Raw genomic sequence first — 20,112 nt, 5'->3', positions numbered from 1 at the left:
CGCGTCCGACCGCCACAGACCAGAACAGACAGGATCAGCACATGACTCAAGCCGACCACCAGCGCATCGCCGTCATCGGCGGCGGTGTGGCCGCCCACTCGGCGCTCAAGGCCTTCCTCGCTGCGGCCGGGGACACCGTCGGCCCCACCACCGTGGACATCTTCACGCGGGAATCCCACCGCCCCTACCGTCGCCCGTCCGTGAACAAGGACATTCTCATCGACGGTAAGGGCCCCGAGGACGTCTCCCTGCCGGGCGCCGTGTTCGACGGATCCGACAATGTGGATGTTGAGCTGCACCTGTCCAGTGAGGTCACTGCGGTGGACACCGCCGACCGCACCATCACGGTCAACGGTGAGCAGTACTCCTGGGACCAGTTGATCTTCGCTACCGGGGCGTCTCCACGCCACCTCGACGCCCCGTGGCTCAAGGGCCGCGACGTCCACTACATCCGCACCCCGGAGCACTCGACATCCCTGCGTGACTCCCTCGCCGCGCTGAGCGCCGAGGACAACGTCGTCATCATCGGCGCCGGCATCCTCGGACTTGAGGCAGCAGCGGGGGCGTCGACGCTGACCGAGGCCACCATCACCGTGCTGGAGGCGCAGGACGACATCTGCCGCCGTATCCTGCCCGCCGCTGCGGCCGGCTGGTTGCGGGGCAAACACACCGCCCACGGCATCGACATCCGGTGCGGACTGTCCGACGAGGAGATCAACGACACCGTCGCTGAACTCGACCCGGCGGTCATGGTCGTCTCCGTCGGACTCGACCGCGACATCTCGCTGGCCCGCTCCGCCGGACTGGAGGTCGGTCGTGGGATCATCATCGACGAGTACGGTCGCACCTCCGTCCCCGGTGTCTGGGCCGCAGGCGACTGCGTCGAGATCCGGGCGGAGGACGGGACAGTCACCCTCCCCGAGGACGAAGGTTCCGCCCGTCTGCTGGGTGGCATCGTCGGGCTGACCATGGCCGGTCAGGAAGCGGACCGGTTCCTGCTCAGCCCGCCGAAAGGCTGGTCACGTCAGTACGGTCTCATGCTGAACCTGGTCGGCGCCACGGGACGACCGGTGCAGAGTGGCCAGCCCGGCCCCTCCAGCCACCCGTCCGACCACGAACTGGTCCTGGTCAGTGATGACGATGAACTCGTGGTCTTCAGCCTGGAGTCCCGCTCCGGCGGGGAGTCCGTCGTCTCCGGTGTCACCACCGTGGGACGCAGCCCCGTCGTCCGAAAGGCGAAGAATGCACTGGGTATGACCCTGACCGAGGTCGAGTCAGAGTTCTTCACCGACGGGGCGCTCATCCCCTCCACCTGAGGGATAAGCTGGTCCCCATGCATCTGGGACCGCACACGCTCCGCACATCCGTCGCCGACCGGTGGACCGTGACCACGACCACCGGCGACCTCCGAGGCCACGCCGTGAACCACGGCGTGGCCTTTCGCGGTGTCCCCTACGCCGAACCCCCTGTCGGCCCCCGTCGCTTCCGTCGGGCCGTCCCGAAAACCCCCTGGGACGGCACCCTCGTCGCCGACCGTCCCGGGGAATACTGCAGTCAGTGGCGCGATACACGTCACGGGTGGATCGGCTCCGAGGACTGCCTCTGGCTCAACGTGGTCGTCCCCCGCAGCGGGACCACGCCGGGCTCCGGCGGAGTCATCGACGAGGAGGCGAACCGCCCCGTCGTCGTGTACCTGCACGGGGGCTCCAACATCCACGGTTCCGCCCGCGAGCCCCTGCTCTCCGGCGAGTACTTCGCCGCCGCGACCGACGCCGTATACGTCGCCGTGAACTACCGCGTCGGCGTCCTCGGCCAACTCGCCCTGGGACACGCCGACGCCCTCGACGCCGACCGGTTCGACACCAATACCGGGCTCTCGGACATCATCACCGCCGTCGAGTGGGTGCACGCCAACGCCCGCACTTTCGGCGGGGACCCGTCCCGTATCACCGTCATGGGGGAATCCAGCGGCGGTGCCATGGTGACCGCGCTGAGCGCGTCACCGCGCATGGACGGGCTGGTCGCGGGGTTCATCGCCCAGTCCCCGGCCGCCGCCATGGTCCACTCCCCCGACCAGGCCCGGCAACTCGGCAACACCGCGCTGGAACTTCTCAGCGAACGCACCGACACGGATCCGGTGGGCGCCCCGCACCAGGATCTTGCCTGGCTGACCGAGAAGCTCAACGCCGCCTCCTGGGGTGTCTCAGGGATCTCCGGCGCCTTCGCCCCGGTGATCGACGACCTCCTGCCTCGACACCCGCTCGAACCGGGATCGCAACTGGACGTCCCGCTGCTCATCGGCACCAATCTCGACGAGTACGTGCTGATGCGCTGGAACCGCGTGTCCCGGCGCACCCTGCAGGGACAGACGCGGAGCTTCGCCTCCCTCATCGACAGCGACCGCGCCCCGGACATCCTGTCGACGTTCTACTCCGACGGGCGACGCCGCGGGGACGCCGGACGTTTCATCGGCGATGCCCTGTTCACCGCCCCGTCGATGCGGCTGGCCGACCAGCACCCGTCAGGCCGCGCGTGGATGTACCGGCTGGACCTGTCCACCCCGTCCCTGAATGTCTCGGGGATCGGGGCCACCCACGCCCTGGACCTGCCGATCCTCTTCGGACGCTACGACTCCGGGCGTGGCCCCGGCGCACTGGCCCTGGGCGGGCGGGACCGGATGGCGGCGACGACCACGGTGATGCAGCAGCGGTGGCGTGAGTTCATCCACCGTGGCGATCCGGGGTGGGCGCCCTACCAGGACGGTTTCGCCACGCAGATCTTCGACGCCGGGGAGCAGACGGTCGCCGACCCTGTCCCGGAACTCCGTGAAGCCTGGTCGCAGGTCCGGCTGACCGGGTAACGGCCGTTCCCCCTGCCCCATTTCCCCGTGGTCCGCATCCCCCTGTGCCGGCTTGAGCCCTCAGGTCACCGATCGGGGTGATCAGCGACCTGAGGGCTCAAGATGCGGTGGGCGTGGTCAGTCAGCCGCGTACGGTGGACCCGGTGCGCTCGGAAACCTCAGTACCCTCAGAAGCCTCTGCGTCCTCCGAATCCTCGGGCAGGTGCGCCCGGTGGCTGTCCTCCCCGGCGGCACTTTCGAATCCGCCTTCCTGCGCGGCGTCCCAGATCTCCCGGTCCCAGATCCCGGCCCGCTTGGCGACGACCGTCGCAGCCAACGACTGTCCGGTGACGTTCACGGCGGTGCGCCCCATGTCGATGATCGGCTCGATGGCGAGCAGCAGGCCCACACCGGCGAGCGGCAGGCCCAGCGTCGACAGCGTCAAGGTGAGCATCACGGTGGCGCCGGTAGTACCTGCCGTGGCGGCCGAACCGATCACGGACACGAAGATGATCAGCAGGTAGTCGGTGAAGCCGAGGTTGATGCCGTAGAACTGGGCGACGAACAGGGCGGCGATCGCCGGGTAGACCGCGGCGCACCCGTCCATCTTCGTCGTCGCACCCAACGGCACGGCGAAGGACGCATACTCGGTGGGAACTCCCATGGAACGTTCCGTGACGCGCTGGGTCACCGGCATCACGCCCATCGAGGAGCGGGTGATGAACCCGAGAGACGTCACCGGCCATACCCGGCGGAAGAAGCCGACCACAGGCAGGCCGTTGAACGCGAGGACGGCCGGGTAGATGACCAGCATGACGATCGCCAGGCCGATGTAGATGGCGAGCACGAACTTGCCGAGAGACCCCAGGGCGTCCCACCCGTAGTCGGAGACGGCGTGACCGATCAGTGCGCCGGTGCCGATCGGGGCGAGACGGATGATCCACCACAGCACCTTCTGCACCACGGTGAGCAGCGACTCCGTGACTGCCAGGAACGGCTCGGCGGACTTGCCGGCCTTCACCGCGGCCACACCCAGCACGATGGAGATGACCAGCAGCTGCAGCACGTTGAAGCTCAGTCCGATGTCCCCGTCCGAGTTGGCGGAGGCGGCGAGTCCCAGGATGTTGTCCGGGACGATGGACTCGAGGAACCCTAGCCACGAGCCGGAGCTGGACGGCTCGGCGGCACTTGAGGCGTCCACCGAGGTGCCCTCCCCGGGCTTCATCACGAGCCCGACGCCGATACCGACGAGCACGGAGAAGAACGCGGTGATCGCGAACCAGATCAGTGTGCTGGCGGCCAGCCGTGCGGCGTTGGCGACCTTGCGCAGGTTCGCCACCGAGGTGATCACCGCGGCGATGATCAACGGTGGGATCATCAGCTTCAGCAGTGTGACGTAGGTGGAACCGACCTCGTCGAGGAGGGTGCCGAGCCAGCTCTGGTCGTCCTCGGGGAGGTCCGCTCCCTGGGCGCGGGCGATGAACCCGAGGATCAGCCCGATGACGAGGCCGGCGATGACCTGCGCTCCGAACCCGGTGAGCCAGCCGGGGATACGGCTGGTCCGGTGTTCCTGTGTTGTCGACATACGCGTGTACCTGACTCTCTGGGCCCCTGCATGGTGAGCACCCTGCTTCTGTACCGGCCTCGTCGGTGAACGGAGCCGAACAGACTTATCTGTCTATCTGTTGTGTCCATACTTTAACGTCACGGGTCCCGAAATCCATTCCCGCCCCGTCACGTTGAACAGATCACAGCATTCCTGGACGTTTGCTGGCAGTCGCGTCTGGAGTCCATGTCGATCGTGCCCTGTACCGTCCGTGAACTCGCGACCGGGGCCGCCGCCCGTCTAACGTGGAACAGCAATGAGCCTGACCACCACACGTTTCACCCCGTCTTCCTTCCTGCGCCGGCGTCGCACCGCCACCACCGCCACCACCGCCACCACCGCCACCACTGCGGCGGTCTCGCCCGGACGCATCCGCACACGCGACGTCCTCAATGTCATCGCGGTCATCACTGCCCTGGCGGTGATCAACGTCACCGCGCACTTCTCGCAACTGGCCGCCGTTGCCACAACCGTGCCCGTCGGCGTCGCAATCCTCCTGGTCATCGCGCGTGCGAACGGTATGACCTGGCGTGACCTCGGACTGGGGCGCCACACCCACGGCCGTGGTCTCCTCTACGGTCTCGGCGCGGCCGCCCTGGTCGTCGTGGGTGTCGGCATTGCGGTTGCTCTGCCTTTCACCAGGGAGTTCTTCTTCAACGAGTCCTACGCGAGCCTGCGCACAGCTCTCATCGCCGCCCTGGTCATCATCCCCCTGCAGACCGTCCTACCGGAGGAGCTGGCATTCCGCGGCGTACTGCACGGCACCCTGGCGCGTATGGGCGGGACGAAGCTGGTGTTCATCGGCAGTTCCCTGCTCTTCGGCCTGTGGCACATCGCCAGCTCACTGAATCTGACGGCGAGCAACGCCGGGCTCACCGCATTCCTGGGGTCCGGGACAGCGGCCCAGTGGACGGGCGTGGGCGCCGCAGTGGTCGCCACCGCCGCCGCGGGCGCCGGGTTGACCTGGTTGCGGCATCACACCGGTAGCGTGATCGCACCCATCGGACTGCACTGGGCGCTCAACGCCGTCGGCGCGCTAGCCGCCGCGGCCGCCTGGCAGCTGCTCTAGACTCACTCGCAGGCGACACCGTCATTGTCGCCGTCCATCTGCGGCCGGTACCCGGGCTCGCCACGCAGCAGCGGTGCCACACCCGCCGCGCGGGCCGCGGTGCAGTTCTCGTAGTAGACGTCCCCGCCCTGTTCCGCGGCGGGGACAGCGGGCTCAGGTTCTGGTTCGGGAGCCGGTTCAGGCTCAACCACCGGCGCCGGCACCTCGTCGACCGGGGCGATCCCGTCCGCCCCGCACTTCTCCAGCTCACGGGCGATGGCGTCCCGCTCAGCCGCCGTCACCCACAACTCATACTTCGCCTTGACCTGCACCTGGGTGGACACGTAGCTGCAGCGGAACGGCCGGTTCGCCGGCAGCCACGTGGCGGCGTCCCCGTCGCCTTTCTGCATGTTCGCCGGACCGTCGACGGCGAGGAGGTTGAGGTGGTCGTTGGCGAGTTCTTCGCGTCGCTCAGCACTGAGCTGCTGGGCGCCCTTCTGCCAGGCGTCGGACAGCGCGACGACATGGTCGATGTGCACGTCTGTGCTGGTGTCCTGCCCGCGGACGAAGTTGATCGTCATGGCGGTGTAGGGATCGTCCAGGGACCCGGTGAGGACCTTGCACGGCCCTTCACGGTGCACGTCGGACATGTCCCTGGCCAGGACGTCGTTACGCTGGTCGCATCCGTTGCGGTCGGTGTCCTTCCACCGCTGGCCGAATTCATCACGGCTGTAGCCGGTCTTCGGCGCCCGCCCCTTGACCTCCAGCGTCGCCAGGGTCGTGACCGCGTCCTGCACCGCCGGGTCCGTGTGCCCGGGCGCGGGCTGCGGGTCCCCGCCCTCCCCGTTTTCGCCGGTGGCCACAGCTTCCTGTCCGGTCGAGTGCAGGGCCGCCGTCGTGGCGCTGGACGCCCCGGTCGCGGTGTTCCCGGCGCTCCCACCATCCCCGGTGTCCCCGCAGGACGACAGAACGAGCGCAGCTGCGGTGGCGAGTACGACGGCGACCGGTCGCCCGATGAACCTCATGTGACCCCTGAGTCTGGTGTGGTTGTTACGACTCACATACTAAGGGGCGGAACGACAGGGGTGTTATTCGGCCACCGGGGTGCTCCGGCGCGCGACCACGAGCAGCAGGACGAAGCAGATGATGCCGGCGATCCCCTGCACGTTCTCCAGCAGCCAGTTGCCCTCGAACATCCGGTAGAGCGGCTCATGGCGGTCGATGAAACCGTCCGGCAGCAGGTTCGCCACGAGCAGCACCGAGACCGCCACCAGGCTCAACCGGTCCCGCGGCTCCCCGTCCCGACCCAGGATCAGCGACACCAGCAACCCCACCGCGACGATGATCCCCGTCCAGTGGTGCGTCACCGCCACCGGCGCCGAGATGCTCACCGCCAGGATCATCAGCAACAGCGTGGTGACCGGACGCCCGGCACGGACCAGCCGCCAGGCGGCCCATCCGGACAGAACCGCCACGACCAGCAGCCCCGGAATCATCACGGTCTGGGCCAGATCACCGTCGACACCGGCCTTGGCGATCAGCCCGGTGATCGCCTGGTTGGCGTTGAAGTCCGGCGGGCCGCCCCGGTCACCCTTGAAGAACTCCTCGGTCCAGTAGAACAGCGACTCCGACGGGCGCATCACCCACCCGAGGGCGACGGTGACCAGGAACGCTCCCGCCGAGCGGGCCAGGTCCCCCCACCGTCGGGACACCAGGAAGACCAGCGCATAGGCGGCCGGGGTGATCTTGATGCCCGCAGCCAGCCCCACCCCGGCGCCACGCAGCCACCGTGGCGTGTAACCGAGCAGGTCCGCTGTCACCAGCAGCACGAGGAAGACGTTGATCTGGCCGTACATGAGGTGGGTCTGCAGCGGCTCGAGGCAGAGGGCGAAGCCCAGCATCGGCACCGCCACCAGTGGCGCCCACTTCAGCCGCAACCGGTGGGCGACCATCGCCAGCACACCCCAGGCCGCCAGCAGGGACGTCATCGTCCAGAGTGCCTCCATCACCCCGTCGTTGAACCACGTCAACGGGACGAAGAGGGCGGCAGCCAGGGGCGGGTAGATGAAGGCGAAGCCGCTGCGGGAGTCGAAATCGTCCCCGTAGAGTCCGCCTCCCTCCACAACTGCCCGTCCGGCGTCCCGGAACACCCCGACATCCAGCAGGTAGTCCGTCCGGAAGTAGGTGATCATCCCCTGGAGTTGCCAGACCAGGAGCGCGACACCGACCAGTGCGACCACTCCGGCGGAGATCCGTCCCGTCCGGGTGCGGGGTGCGCGTCTGGCGGTGGGCTGGGGTTCACTGGACGCCTCGGGGCGCGCGGATACGGCGGTGGTCATGGTACTGCGGTCATCTCCGTAGGGGCCGGGGCACAAGGACAGAAGCGAATATGGAACGACGAACCATCGTAGAACCCCCGGCTGAGTGAACCTGCCCAGCACACTGAAAAACCGCTGTCAGCCCGGTCAGGCTGGCAGCGGTCAGAAGATGTGGTGGAACGCCCTCTTATGCGCCACCGGAGATGTTGCCGTTGCCGTCCTCGAGGTGGGCACGGATGAACCACTGGAACTGCTCCTGCGCACGGACCTGGCCCACGATGAGATCCTCGGTGACCGGGTCAAGCTGGTCCACGGCGGAGTCCGCCTCGCGCGTGTCGACGATGACCTTGTCGTAGACCTCGTTCAGCGCGGCGAGATGCTGCTGGACGGTGCCCTTGTTGATGGGGTACTGCAGCGGGTCGCGCCCCGGTGCGTGGGAGTCCGGCGTGCCGACGGGCTCACCACCGAGGGCGGCGATGCGCTCGGCGACGTCGTCGGCGTCACCACGGACGCGTTCGACCTCCGGATCGAGCATTTCATGGACACCGATGAACGTCGGTCCGACAACGTTCCAGTGTGCGTGCTTGAGGATCAGGTGCAGGTCGTTGTAGGCGGTGAGCCTTTCCTGCAGGATGTCGATGACCTGCTTGGCGTCGCCTTCGGACAGGCCCGGGACAGTGAAGTTACTCATGGTGTGAATCGCTCCTTTCACTGTCTCAGAGTACGCTGCCCGCGCGGAGCCTGCCATGTTCACATAATTGTTCTCGTGAGCCAGAGACAGAATGTAGTGTTACAGATATTATGACTTCGCGAACAAACCCCTCCCGTACCCGCCAACTGGTCCGCAAGGCCCAGGGGCAGGTCATGAAGCGTGTGTTCTCGGGCCCGCAGGCCTTCGAGCGTTCCCTCGACGTCTGGCCGCCGCTGGCCGGCGCCGGAGTGAAGATCCGCAATATCGCCGACGACTGGTCCCGGGGCGACGTGATCCTCCGCCTCGGCCCGCTCAACCGCAACATGCACGGCGCGGCCTTCGGAGGCACCCTGTTCGCCATGACCGACATCCTGTTCGGCACCCTGGTGATGAAGCGCCTCGGCAAGGACTACGAGGCATGGACCAGGACGGGGAGCTTCCAGTACCTGAACCCGGGCCGCAACGGCGCGAAGCTGGTCGTGGACGTCGATGACGCGCTGATCTCCGACATCATCGACAAGGTCGACGCCCACGGCTACTACAACGTGGCCTTCACCTCGGTGATCCGCAACCCCGACGGCACCGTCGTGGGGATCGGCCAGCAGGACCTGCACGTCCGCCCCCGCAAGGGACGGGAGGCCAGCCGCCCGACCTCGAAGGACGGCTCCACCACCGCCCGTGGCGTCAGCGAGTCCGCCCCACCGCTGGAGCCACGCGGCATCACCCTGGCCTCCCTGGTCACCGCCGTCGCCTGGCGCGCCTGGGGCAGCGCCGACGACGCCTCGGACCGCGGCGGTCAGCTCAACTCCGTCCTCAGCCACGCTCGGCGCATCCCCCAGCCCGAGGACCAGGCCCGCTACGTCGCCGCCGAGGCCCTCGACACCGGTGCACTGACCCGGGACCAGATCCTGGAACTGCACATCCCCGAACGGCTCCTGCCGCCGGAGGATCCGGAGGACACCCGGGAAGACCGGTCGTGACCATGCAGCGCACCCGACCCGGCCGGGGACGTCGTCGACCGCTGCCGGTCCGGATCTACCGGTCGGTGGAAAGCTACATCACCCGTTACGTCTTCTCGACACCACGCGGCCTGCAGCAGGTCACCCGCTTCTGGCCACCGCTGGCAGGCTCCGGGGTGAAGTTCCGCAACATCGCCGAGGACTGGTCCCACGGAGAGGTCGTCCTGCGGCTCAGCCCGATGAACCGCACCCCCAACAACGCCGCGTTCGGCGGCACACTGTTCGCCATGACCGACATCCTGTTCGGCACCCTGGTGATGCGGCGCCTGGGCTCGGACTACGAGGCATGGACCCGCACGGGCACCTTCCAGTTCCTCAACCCGGGCCAGGACGGCGCCACCCTCATGGTCGACGTGGACGACGACATGGTCGCCCGTATCCGCCGACGCGTCGCCGCCGACGGATACGACAACGTCAGCTACACCTCGGTGATCAGCAACCCCGACGGCACCGTCGTGGGGATCGGACAGCAGGACCTGCACGTCCGCCCGCGGAAGGGACGCGAGGCCAGCCGTGCCTTCTCCCCCGACGGTTCCACGACACCGCGGTCCGAGTCCGAGGCGGCCCCGCCGTACGAGCCCGCCGGCATCACCCTGGTCTCCCTGACCACCGCCGTCGCCTGGCGGGCCTGGGGCGGGCCGGACAATCCCACCACCGCGGGACGGTTGAACTCCGTGCTCAGCCATGCCCGCAGGATCCCCCTGCCGGAGGACCGCGCCCGGTACGTGAGCGCTGAAGTCCTGGCGGACGGGGCACTGACCCGGGATGAGATCATCGGCATGCGGATCCCGGAGCACCTGGTCCCCGACGCATAGCCGCATAGCTGTACAGCCGTACCTCGCCGTAACACCGCAGGAAAGGCACCGTCCTGTGCACGGGTTCCACGCTGATCCCGTGCACAGGATGGTGGTTACTTCACCGGGACGGCGGGTGCCGGCGGTCAGGCCACCGGTTGCGGGCCCGTCCCCTGACTGGCGCCGGGCTCCCGGGGCAGGACGAACGCCAGAATCTCCGGCAGGGTGACCACCCGCGGCAGCAGCGCGTCATCCGCCGCCTGCCCGCTGTCGACGTCATTGCGGACGCCGACGAGCTGCTCACTCTCCTCCCGCATCCGGTGGAACGCCTCGTAGACCGGCATCGACGCCGGCAGTACCAGCAGCTCACGGGTCAGCGGCGCAGCCGGGGACGTCCGGTCCTCCGGCAGGGTGTCACGCACGTGCAGCACACGCATCCGCTCCCCCTCCTGCGGTGACTCCAGAAGAACGCGCATCTGCGCGGTCTCGCGGGCCGCGTTCTGCACCTCCGCCACGGTCGCCGACGACGCCAGGTGGGGAACCCTCGTCCCCGGAAGCTCGCCGAGGGTCCGCTGCTGCAGGTCCAGGGCACCGGCGATCTGCGACTGGAACTCCGCCTCCAGCGCACCTTCCTCCGCAGAGTGCGCGACGAGGTGACGCAGGGTGGCGGCGTCATGGCCTGCGGCCGCGGCGCGGTCGACAGGTTCCACCCCGGAGAGCTTCACCAGGCGGTTCGCCACCCGGTTCATCCACAGCAGCAGGGGTCGCAGGAGCCACGCCAGTCCGCGTGCCGGCAGCGACACCAGGCGTGCCGCACGCTCCGGGAAGGCGATGGCCCACGACTTCGGGGCCATCTCCCCGATCACCAGGTGCAGGAAGGTGACGATGAGCAGAGCGACAAGGAAGGACACGGTGTACGCCGCACCGTCCGGAATGCCCCAGGCGGTGAACAACGGCTTCAACCAGCCCGACACCGCCGGCTTGGTCACCGCGCCGAGGGCGAAGGTGGAGGCGGTGATACCCAACTGGGCGACCGCGAGCATCACGGTGAGTTCATTGACACCGCGCAGGGCCGCACGGGCCGACGGGCTCTTGTCGGCGATCTCCTCGAGGCGGTGACGTCGGGCGCCGAGCAGCGCGAACTCGACCATCACGAAGAACGCGCTGCCCACCAGGAGCAGCAGCGTCACCAGGATCACGGTGAGGTCATTCATACTCGGTCACCTCCAGGTGGACGAGGAGTTCAGTGGGTACGTGGTTGCCGATCCCGGTCACCTCGGCGACCAGAACCCGGTTCTGCGGCCGGTCGTCGACCACCTCGCGGGGATCCCTCGGCAACGGCACCGGAATGACGTCGCCGACCTCCGGCAAGGAACCGAGTTCCTCGATGACCAGACCAGCGAGTGTCTCGAATTCACCGTCGGGCAGTCGCACATCAAGGACGCGCGAGACCTCGTCGAGGTGCTCGTCCCCGGCGATCCGCCATCTCTCGACATCGCCGGCGACGTCGTCCTCACGACTGATGTGGTGTTCCGGGGCATCGTGTTCGTCGGTGAGCTCACCGACGAGTTCCTCCGCCAGGTCTTCGGCGGTGAGGACGCCGGACACACCGCCGTACTCGTCGACGACGCAGGCCAGACGGTTGTCGGACTCCTCGAGCACCACCAGGGCGTCCGGGAGCGCCATCACCTCGGGCACCACCACAGATTCACGGACCAGGGTGTCGACCGTGGTCTGCGGGTCGAGGTCCGGGTCGAGGACGTCGTCCAGGTGCAGGACACCGTAGAGCCTCTCCTCTTCCTCATGCGTGTCCTCGTCCTCCACCGAGCCCAGCACGGGGTAGCGGGTGTGCCCACCCGCCATCCGGGTACGGGCCTCGGCCACGGTGGTGCGGGGGTCCATCTCCCCCAGCCGTGCGCGCGGGACCATCGCATGCTCGACGGTGCGTTCCGGGAAGTCCAGGATGCGGTCGATGAGCATCGACAGGTCCCGGGGCAGGTCACCGGAGGCCCTGGAATCGGCGACGATGCGACCCAGGTCCTTGCGGTCTGCGGTGGAGTCCACGTCCTCGACCGGGGTGACCCCCACCAACCGCAGCAGGGCATTGCTCGACCAGTCGAAGAAGGCGATGATCCAGCCGAAGAGGAACAGGTAGACCTGGGTCGACCGGGCGAGTGCGCGGGCCAACGGTTCCGGTGCCGCGATGGCGAGGTTCTTCGGGTACAGCTCGGCGAAGATCATCTGCACAACGGTGGCGACGGCCAGGGTGACGGTGGCTGCGACCGCGGCCGTCCCTGCACCGCCGATCAACTCCCCCGCTGAACCGCCGATCATCGGTTCGGCGAATTCACCGACCAGCAGGCCGGTGACGGTGATACCCAGCTGCGCACCGGAGAGCATGAAGCTCGTACGCCTGGTGACCGCGAGGGCACGCCCGGCTGCCGCGTCACCGTCCGCGGACAGTGCACGCAGCCGCGCCCGGTCGACCGACATATAGGCGAATTCCTGGGCCACGAAGTAACCGTTGGCGACGATGAGGGCCAGGATGAGGACAATGCCGAGCAGCAGCATCAGCAACGGGCTCACCGGTCACCCCCTGAGGCCGGTGCAGACGTTGCACGGGGCGGGCGGCTGTGGCCGCCCTTCATACTCGGACAAGGGCCATCGTCCATGATGGACGCTCAACTCCTTCAGGTAGCGAATGTAAGTGATACGCAGGATACACGATCACGCGTACCCTCGGCGTGCATGAGTGACACCTTCCCCGACATCTACCGCGCCGCCGACGACCGCTACGGCAGCATGCCCTACAACCGCAGTGGGCGTTCCGGGCTGAAACTCCCGGCGATCACGCTCGGCCTGTGGCACAACTTCGGAGCCGACCGCACCCTTGACACCCAACGGGCCATCCTGCGCCGCGCCTTCGACCGCGGCGTGACACATTTCGACCTGGCGAACAACTACGGACCACCGCCCGGGTCGGCCGAGGAGAACTTCGGTCGGATCCTCGCCTCCGACTTCCGTCCGTACCGGGATGAGCTGGTCATCAGCTCCAAGGCCGGGTGGTACATGCAGGACGGACCCTACGGCTTCGGCGGCTCCCGCAAGTACCTGGTGGCCAGCTGCGACGCCTCGCTGAAGCGGATGGGCCTGGATTACGTCGACATCTTCTACCACCACCGTCCGGACCCCGAGACGCCCGTCGAGGAGACGGTCAGCGCCCTGGACCACCTGGTGCGCTCAGGTCGGGCGCTCTACGTGGGCATCAGCTCCTACTCCCCCGCCCTCACCCGGCAGGCTGCGGAGGTGGCGCGTGACCTGGGGACTCCGCTGACCATTCACCAGCCGTCCTACTCCATGTTCAACCGGTGGGTCGAGGACGAGCTGCTGTCCACCTGCTCCGACAACGGGCTGGGCGTGATCGCGTTCTCCGCCCTGGCGCAGGGACTGCTGACCGGGAAGTACCTTGACGGGGTCCCGGAGGGGTCGCGTCTGGGCGACCACAAGATGTCGGAGTCCTTCCTCACCGACGAGACGCTCGAGGCGATCCGCGCGCTGAACGCCATCGCCGCACGACGTGGGCAGTCGCTGGCGCAGATAGCGATCGCATGGGTGCTGCGGCGCCCGGAGGTCACCAGCGCCCTTATCGGGGCGTCCTCGGTGAATCAGCTCGACGATTCCCTCGACGCGCTGGAGAACCTGGACTTCACCGACGAGGAGCTCACCGAGATCGACCGGTGGGCGGTGGACCGCGGCATCAACCAGTGGGCCGGCGCCACGGAGTCGACGGAGTAGGTGTACTTGCCGCCGGCCGGCCGGTTAGGCGGTAGGCATATCGCACCCCATAAGATGCTTAAGCGAATGCGACCTGGCCTTTCGCGAACATCACCGGCTTATCGGGTGCGATTGTCGCCCGGGCGGCGGTCATCCCCTCGCCGCCTCGGGGACGGTCCGTCAGGCCGTGGCGAAAGCGGCGACCACGGCGTCGTTGAACGCCGGCAGGTCGTCCGGGGTACGGGACGAGACGATCGTACCCGCGCCCCCGGTTCCCTCACAGGTGTGCGCCTCTTCGTCGACCCAGGTGGCACCGGCGTTGATCAGGTCGGTCTTCAGGCTCGGGAAGGAGGTCAATGTCCTGCCCTTGAGCACGTCGGCGTCCGTGAGGATCCAGCCGCCGTGGCAGATCACGCCGACCGGTTTGCCCCCGGTGACGACCTTGCGCACCAGGGACACCGCGTCCGCGTCGAGTCGCAGTGCGTCCGCATTCGACGTGCCACCCGGCAACAGAATGGCGTCGACCGTCGCGGCCTCGATGTCTGCGGTCCTGGCGTCGGCGGGGACGTCGGTGCCGTTCTTTCCGGTGATCGTCTCACCACCGGGCGTGGCGATGACGACGGTGGCGCCCGCGTCGGACACCGCGTCACGCGGGGAGGTCAGTTCAGAGTCTTCGAAGCCGTCCGTCGCCAGGACGACGACCGTGCGTCCAGTGAGCTTCTTCGGGTCAGACATGGGTGGTACCTCCTGTGGGGTGGATTACTCGTCCGCCCACAAGGGTACGCGCCATGACCGGAACGGATCAGAACAGTCCGTTGGGGTTCTCGTCGTAGGACCACAGCAGGTTCTTCGTCTGCTGGTAGTGGTCCAGCATCATCAGGTGGGTCTCCCGACCGATACCGGACTTCTTGTAGCCGCCGAACGCCGCATGCGCCGGGTAGGAGTGGTAGTTGTTCACCCACACCCGGCCGGACTCGATGGCCCGCCCGGCACGGTAAGCGGTGCGACCGTCGCGGGCCCAGACACCGGCACCGAGACCGTAGTCGGTGTCGTTGGCGATCTGGATGGCCTCGTCGAAGTCCTTGAACGTGGTCACGGCCAGCACCGGACCGAAGATCTCCTCCTGGAAACACCGCATGGCGTTGTTGCCCTTGAGAATCGTCGGCTCGACGTACAGACCGTTCTCCAGGCCCTCGACAGTGCGGACCCCGCCACCGATGAGCACCTCGGCACCCTCCTCAGGGCCGGACTTGAGGTAGCCGGTGATCTTGTCCATCTGCTCCAACGACGCCTGGGCACCGATCATCGTCGCCGGATCCAGCGGGTTACCGGCCTTGATGGAGCGGACCCGCTCGACAGCCAGATCGAGGAACTCATCGGCGATGTCCTCCTGGATCAGCGCACGCGACGGACAGGTGCACACCTCACCCTGGTTCAGGGCGAACATCGCCAACCCCTCCAGGGTCTTCTCCCGGAAGGAGTCGTCGGCGTCCATGATGTCGCCGAAGAAGACGTTCGGGGACTTGCCGCCGAGCTCCAGGGTGACCGGGATGAGCTTGTCCGCCACCGACTTGTTGATGATCTTGCCGACCTCGGTGGAGCCGGTGAAGGCGATCTTGGCGATCCGGTCATTGGCGGTCAGCGCCGCACCGGCCTCCTCACCGAGACCGTTGACGATGTTGAGCACACCCTCGGGCAGCAGATCGGCGATGAGCTCGGCGACCAGCAGGATCGATGCAGGCGTCTGCTCGGCGGGCTTGAGCACGATGGCGTTGCCGGCGGCCAGGGCCGGGCAGATCTTCCACGCGGCCATGAGGATCGGGAAGTTCCACGGGATGATCTGGCCGACCACGCCCAGCGGCTCGTGGAAGTGGTAGGCGACGGTGTTCTCGTCGATCTGCGACAATGTGCCCTCCTGGGCACGCAGCGCTCCGGCGTAGTAGCGGAAATGGTCGACGGCCAGGGGCATGTCTGCGGCGAGGGTCTCGCGCACCGATTTACCGTTGTCCCAGGTCTCGGCGACAGCGAGCATCTCGAGGTTCTCCTCGAGCACGTCGGCGATCTTCAGCAGCACCCGCGAGCGTTCCTGGACGCTGGTCTTGCCCCAGGCAGCAGCTGCGGCGTGCGCGGCGTCGACGGCCTTGTCGATGTCTTCGGCCTGTGAGCGGGCGACCTCGGTGAAGACCTTGCCGTCCACCGGGCTGATGTTCTCGATGTACTGTCCGCCCACCGGGGGCACCCACTGCCCGCCGATGAAGTTCTCGTAGCGGGGTTTGAAGGATACGAGGGAACCTTCGGTTCCCGGGGCGGCGTAGGCGTTGCTGGCGGTTGCTGTGGTGGTCATGGCGTGGTGCCTCCCATGCAGGGTTCGTCGGTGCTTGTGGTGCCACCGACAAACGTAACCCTTTTCCTCCGTGATGACGACCACTATTTATTCATAGTGTTGTGTCGATCACGATACTCAGCGGGCGAGGGCGCCCCGCCGCCGACGCAGCACCCCGTCCACGCCGAACCGTCCACCGGCGACGGCCCCGACGAGGGCCGCTCCCGCAGCCAGGACCAGGACCAGTTCGTAGCCGCCCTCACCGACGAAGATCGTTCCGGCGGCCCGGTGTGCGAACCAGAAGGCCCCTGCCATGTCGACGACGACCAGCACAGCGACCAGTGGGGTCAGCAGGCCGATAATCAAGAGGGCACCACCGACCAGTTCGACGACGGCGGCGAAGATCGCCGACGCGGTGGCGACGGGAACGCCCATGGAGTCGAACCCATGGGCTGTGGCGTCGATTCCGTTGGTGAAGAACTTCTGCCATCCGTGGGCGAAGAGCGTGACGCCGAGGGCGATACGAGCAAGAAGAATGACGACGTTACTGATGGTACCGACGTTACTGACGGTACTGACGGTCGTGGACATGGCGGGGACCTCGCGGCCTTTCCGTGGGAGAGTAGTTGACGTGTCAACCATATAGTCGATGGTTGACGTGTCAACCTCTTTGTGACGCAGCACTCACCCTCGTCAGAGCCGCCCGACGCGCACCGCCACCGGCCAGGAGACCTGGCGCGGACGTCCGTTGTCGCCCCAGATGTCCACGATGTCCGACGAGAAACTCTGGAACAGGTCCGACCTGCCCTGGCGCTCCGCCTTCCGCACAGCCGACCACGTCCCGATGTACCCCAGGAACGCCTCGCGGTCCAGGTCGGCGTCAATGCTGAGCTCCGGTGCCTCCAGTTCCTCGAACGGAAACGGCATCGTCCGGTAGCCTTCGTCGACGTAGCGACGCTCCGGATCCCAGTACGGACCGATCTCGTCGTAGTAGAACCGCCCGAAACGTTCCTGGACGTCCTGGTCGGAGATCCGGAGGATCCCGTAGCTCACCAGGGCGATCAGCGCGCCAGGGCGTCCGATACGACGGGCTTCGGCATAGAAGTCCGGCAACGCGAACCAGTGCGCCGCCTGCGCTGCGGTGACCAGGTCGGCCGACGAATCCGGCACCGGCAGCGCCTCCGCTGAAGCCACCTCATAGGTGACATTCGGATGCTCTGACGCCGCAGCGATCTGCGACTCACTCGGATCGAAGGCCAGGACACGGTCGAAGTAGTCGGCCAACTGAGTCGAGAGCTGCCCCGTCCCACAGCCGACGTCCACCGCCACACCCGTCGCCGGGGTGTGTTCCGCGAGGAACCCGGACACCTGTGTGGGGTAGGACGGACGGAACGTCGCATACTCCGCACCGCCGGTGAACCAGTTGCTGCTCGGGGCCTCCCGCTTGTCACTCATGTGGTTCAGGGTACCGTCACCGTCCCGGAGTCATACCCGGGGCTGACGACCGCCACCACCACAGATGGCATTCTCGGAATCCGTGACCACCATGAACACACAGAAGAACCGCATCATCGGTCTGGACGTCGCGCGGGCTGTCGCCATCACCGGCATGACCGCCGACCACTTCGGCCCCGCGTCCTGGGCACCGTGGGTGATGGGCTGGCCGTCCATCCTCTTCGCCTTCCTCTCCGGCATGTCCATGGCCCTGATGACCAGCCGGGGTCTCGCGACCGGGGTGCCGACCTCCGGAATCCGTCGACGCATCGCCGTCCGTGGCCTGATCCTCCTGGTCATCGGCATTCTGCTCGCCTCCGCCGGACCGGACATGATCATCGTCCTGGCGACGCTCGGTGCGTCCTTCCTGCTGTGTACCGCGCTGGTCTCCCTGAGCGGACCGACGCTGCTCGCCCTCGGCACCGCGGGCATGTTCGTCCTGCCGCAACTGTCCTACTGGCTACGTCGCGACGTCTTCCCCATGACCGGGGACGAACTCGCCGTGGTCCCCCGCCTGGGCCATTTCACCTCACTCGAGGGTGCGGGCGTGGCGCTGCGGGCCCTGCTGCTCGACGGTATGTATCCCACACTCACATGGCTACCGGTGATCGTGCTCGGCATGGGAGTGATGACCCTCGGCGTGGACGGCCTGAAGCGCGTCCTGTGGCTGGTCGTCGGGGTCATCGCCACGGTGGTCTCCAGCGTCGTCACCTGGGTTGCGCTCGCCTGTTTCGATGTCCAACCCCTGATGATGCAGTTCATGGACATGCCGCTGCGCGACCTCGCCGACGCGACGGACACCAGTGTGTTCGGGGCGTGGCGGATGTACAGCGCCTCGATGGGAACAACCTCCTCCACCGGCGAGCTTCTGCTCAACGGCGCACATTCGGGCTCCACGCCGGACCTGCTGCTCAACACCGGCATCAGTCTCGTTCTCGTGTCCGTGTGTCTGTGGGCCGGTGATGTTCTCGGACGGTGGGTGTTCCCGCTGGCCGCGCTGGGATCGTGCGCCTTCACCGTGTACGTCGGCCAGGCACTGGTGTCGGCCGCGATCAACCACTGGCTCCCCGACATCCACGACGAACCGGGCGTCTCACTGCTGCCACTGACCTGCTATCTCGGCATTTCGCTGGTGTTCTGCATGGTGTGGAAATGCTTCTTCCGACGTGGTCCCCTGGAGCAGGTCATGCATGCGGCGTCGACGGGCCGGCTCCGCGCGTAGATCAGTCGGCCGCGAAGGACACCTGGTCAGCGGTCTCGACGGAGGCGGTCTTCCCCACGCCTCCCTGGAACTGCCAGTAGAGGTTCGTGTGCTCGATGACCTGCGCCACCGGTGGCGCACCCCACTCCGTCTTGTCCCCGGCAGTGTGTGCATCCGCAACAAGCGTGACGTCATAGCCGCGGGTGAATCCACCGTGGATGGTGGAGCGGATGCAGGCGTCGGTCTCCGCACCGGTGACGACGATGCGCCCAACGCCGAGATCCTCCAGAACCTCGCCCAGGATCGTCCCCTCAAACGCATCCCCGTATATCTTCGGGACCAGACGGTCCCCCTCCTGCTGCTGCAGTTCGGGGACGAATTCCCACTCGTGGGTGTTCGGTGGGAGATGCTCGGCCTCGTGTTGAACCCAGACGACCGGGACGTTCTCCTCGTGCGCCCTGTCGACCAGGCCCTTCACCGCGCCGACAACCTCGTCCCGGCGGAACGCACCGTCGACGACAAGGTTCTGCAGGTCGATGACCAGCAGCGCTGTGTTGGGGCGATCCTGGAATGCAGACATGCCCACAGTGTAGCCTGCGTCACATGTCCGGGACGATGACGACGATGAAGAAAGGCCTCCTGTGGTTCGCCATCTCAGTGGCGGGTTTCATCGCGGGCGCCTACCTGTCCTGGGGAGTGGGGATCGCCGGCAGTTCGCTCTCTGCCACGGGAATCGGCGCCCTGCACTACAGTTTCGAGGTCATCACGGCCATCACCTTCTTCGCGTCCGTCGCTGTCATCATCGGCGTCCTGCGGCGTCGCCGGCGACAGACCGCATGGAAGTCGGTCCTGGCGATCAGCGTGGCGTGTGGATACATCGCCTTCACCATCGCGATGACCGTCCTCCTCGCACTGTTCGCGGCCAGCATGTCCGAGGTCGGACGGTGAGCATCGCCGAAGCGTAGTGTTGTTAAGGAAACTTATTCTGCATGATTCCACGACACT

Annotated in this window: 19 protein-coding genes; 8 read left to right on the top strand and 11 right to left on the bottom strand. The window is 67.1% G+C overall.

The annotated features are described in order from the left end of the window. The first annotated feature begins 41 nt into the window (after positions 1 to 41). Both FS507_RS11955 and FS507_RS11950 read left to right on the top strand, forming a co-directional pair. Positions 42 to 1,316: an NAD(P)/FAD-dependent oxidoreductase gene (locus FS507_RS11955; protein WP_145943014.1), complete on the top strand. Its 1,275-nt coding sequence runs from the start codon at positions 42 to 44 to the stop codon at positions 1,314 to 1,316. 17 nt (positions 1,317 to 1,333) lie between these two features. After that, the gene (locus FS507_RS11950) at positions 1,334 to 2,860 is read left to right on the top strand and encodes a carboxylesterase/lipase family protein (protein WP_145943013.1); all 1,527 of its coding nucleotides are present in this window, start codon (positions 1,334 to 1,336) and stop codon (positions 2,858 to 2,860) included. Between the two features lie 121 nt (positions 2,861 to 2,981). Here FS507_RS11950 and FS507_RS11945 read toward each other — a convergent pair whose 3' ends face one another. After that, positions 2,982 to 4,424 carry a dicarboxylate/amino acid:cation symporter gene (locus FS507_RS11945; RefSeq protein ID WP_145943012.1) on the bottom strand — a complete coding sequence of 481 codons (1,443 nt, stop codon included), beginning with the start codon at positions 4,422 to 4,424 and terminating at the stop codon, positions 2,982 to 2,984. Between the two features lie 277 nt (positions 4,425 to 4,701). Between FS507_RS11945 and FS507_RS11940 the strand changes: the two genes are divergently transcribed. Beyond that, positions 4,702 to 5,514 carry a CPBP family intramembrane glutamic endopeptidase gene (locus FS507_RS11940; protein ID WP_145943011.1) on the top strand — a complete coding sequence of 271 codons (813 nt, stop codon included), beginning with the start codon at positions 4,702 to 4,704 and terminating at the stop codon, positions 5,512 to 5,514. A 2-nt stretch (positions 5,515 to 5,516) separates the two neighbouring features. Here the strand turns inward: FS507_RS11940 and FS507_RS11935 are convergent, their stop codons facing one another. The 3 genes from FS507_RS11935 to FS507_RS11925 form a co-directional block, all read right to left on the bottom strand. After that, a complete protein-coding gene (locus FS507_RS11935) occupies positions 5,517 to 6,518 on the bottom strand; it encodes a GmrSD restriction endonuclease domain-containing protein (protein WP_145943010.1) in 1,002 nt (333 codons plus the stop codon). 63 nt (positions 6,519 to 6,581) lie between these two features. Further along, entirely contained in the window at positions 6,582 to 7,832 is a 1,251-nt protein-coding gene (locus FS507_RS11930; protein ID WP_145943009.1) for a glycosyltransferase 87 family protein, read from the bottom strand. 166 nt (positions 7,833 to 7,998) lie between these two features. Next, on the bottom strand, positions 7,999 to 8,502 hold the full coding sequence (locus FS507_RS11925; protein ID WP_145943008.1) for a Dps family protein: 504 nt from the start codon (positions 8,500 to 8,502) through the stop codon (positions 7,999 to 8,001). 110 nt (positions 8,503 to 8,612) lie between these two features. Between FS507_RS11925 and FS507_RS11920 the strand changes: the two genes are divergently transcribed. Both FS507_RS11920 and FS507_RS11915 read left to right on the top strand, forming a co-directional pair. Beyond that, the gene (locus tag FS507_RS11920) at positions 8,613 to 9,482 is read left to right on the top strand and encodes a PaaI family thioesterase (protein WP_145943007.1); all 870 of its coding nucleotides are present in this window, start codon (positions 8,613 to 8,615) and stop codon (positions 9,480 to 9,482) included. A gap of 2 nt (positions 9,483 to 9,484) precedes the next feature. Continuing rightward, the gene (locus tag FS507_RS11915) at positions 9,485 to 10,336 is read left to right on the top strand and encodes a PaaI family thioesterase (protein ID WP_145943056.1); all 852 of its coding nucleotides are present in this window, start codon (positions 9,485 to 9,487) and stop codon (positions 10,334 to 10,336) included. Positions 10,337 to 10,461: 125 nt separating this feature from the next. On the opposite strand, the gene FS507_RS11910 is transcribed toward FS507_RS11915, so the two are convergent. Then, positions 10,462 to 11,529, bottom strand: coding sequence for a CNNM domain-containing protein (locus FS507_RS11910; RefSeq protein WP_145943006.1), 1,068 nt, complete (start codon positions 11,527 to 11,529; stop codon positions 10,462 to 10,464). Next, on the bottom strand, positions 11,522 to 12,901 hold the full coding sequence (locus FS507_RS11905; protein ID WP_222121426.1) for a hemolysin family protein: 1,380 nt from the start codon (positions 12,899 to 12,901) through the stop codon (positions 11,522 to 11,524). Before FS507_RS11905 ends, FS507_RS11910 begins: the two co-directional genes overlap by 8 nt. Positions 12,902 to 13,063: 162 nt before the next feature. Here FS507_RS11905 and mgrA point away from each other — a divergent pair, with 162 nt between their 5' ends. Further along, complete coding sequence (gene mgrA / locus FS507_RS11900) at positions 13,064 to 14,110, top strand: L-glyceraldehyde 3-phosphate reductase (protein WP_145943005.1); 1,047 nt, start codon at positions 13,064 to 13,066, stop codon at positions 14,108 to 14,110. A gap of 159 nt (positions 14,111 to 14,269) precedes the next feature. Here mgrA and FS507_RS11895 read toward each other — a convergent pair whose 3' ends face one another. The 4 genes from FS507_RS11895 to FS507_RS11880 form a co-directional block, all read right to left on the bottom strand. Further along, positions 14,270 to 14,824 carry a type 1 glutamine amidotransferase domain-containing protein gene (locus tag FS507_RS11895; protein WP_145943004.1) on the bottom strand — a complete coding sequence of 185 codons (555 nt, stop codon included), beginning with the start codon at positions 14,822 to 14,824 and terminating at the stop codon, positions 14,270 to 14,272. A gap of 67 nt (positions 14,825 to 14,891) precedes the next feature. Next, positions 14,892 to 16,433: an acetaldehyde dehydrogenase ExaC gene (exaC, locus tag FS507_RS11890; RefSeq protein WP_145943003.1), complete on the bottom strand. Its 1,542-nt coding sequence runs from the start codon at positions 16,431 to 16,433 to the stop codon at positions 14,892 to 14,894. Between the two features lie 117 nt (positions 16,434 to 16,550). Beyond that, on the bottom strand, positions 16,551 to 17,003 hold the full coding sequence (locus FS507_RS11885) for a DoxX family protein (RefSeq protein ID WP_145943054.1): 453 nt from the start codon (positions 17,001 to 17,003) through the stop codon (positions 16,551 to 16,553). A 102-nt stretch (positions 17,004 to 17,105) separates the two neighbouring features. Continuing rightward, the gene (locus FS507_RS11880; RefSeq protein ID WP_145943002.1) at positions 17,106 to 17,867 is read right to left on the bottom strand and encodes a class I SAM-dependent methyltransferase; all 762 of its coding nucleotides are present in this window, start codon (positions 17,865 to 17,867) and stop codon (positions 17,106 to 17,108) included. Positions 17,868 to 17,958: 91 nt separating this feature from the next. On the opposite strand from FS507_RS11880, the gene FS507_RS11875 reads away from it, so the two are divergent. Further along, complete coding sequence (locus tag FS507_RS11875; protein ID WP_186314669.1) at positions 17,959 to 19,128, top strand: DUF418 domain-containing protein; 1,170 nt, start codon at positions 17,959 to 17,961, stop codon at positions 19,126 to 19,128. Between the two features lies 1 nt (position 19,129). On the opposite strand, the gene FS507_RS11870 is transcribed toward FS507_RS11875, so the two are convergent. Further along, positions 19,130 to 19,687: a cysteine hydrolase family protein gene (locus FS507_RS11870; RefSeq protein ID WP_145943000.1), complete on the bottom strand. Its 558-nt coding sequence runs from the start codon at positions 19,685 to 19,687 to the stop codon at positions 19,130 to 19,132. Between the two features lie 23 nt (positions 19,688 to 19,710). On the opposite strand from FS507_RS11870, the gene FS507_RS11865 reads away from it, so the two are divergent. After that, positions 19,711 to 20,055 carry a hypothetical protein gene (locus FS507_RS11865; RefSeq protein WP_145942999.1) on the top strand — a complete coding sequence of 115 codons (345 nt, stop codon included), beginning with the start codon at positions 19,711 to 19,713 and terminating at the stop codon, positions 20,053 to 20,055. The last annotated feature ends 57 nt before the right edge of the window (positions 20,056 to 20,112 follow it).

The sequence above is a fragment of the Corynebacterium glyciniphilum AJ 3170 genome (genome assembly GCF_007673095.1).
In the GTDB taxonomy this organism is placed as follows: Bacteria; Actinomycetota; Actinomycetes; order Mycobacteriales; family Mycobacteriaceae; genus Corynebacterium.
This window is presented reverse-complemented; position numbering and strand designations above follow the sequence as displayed.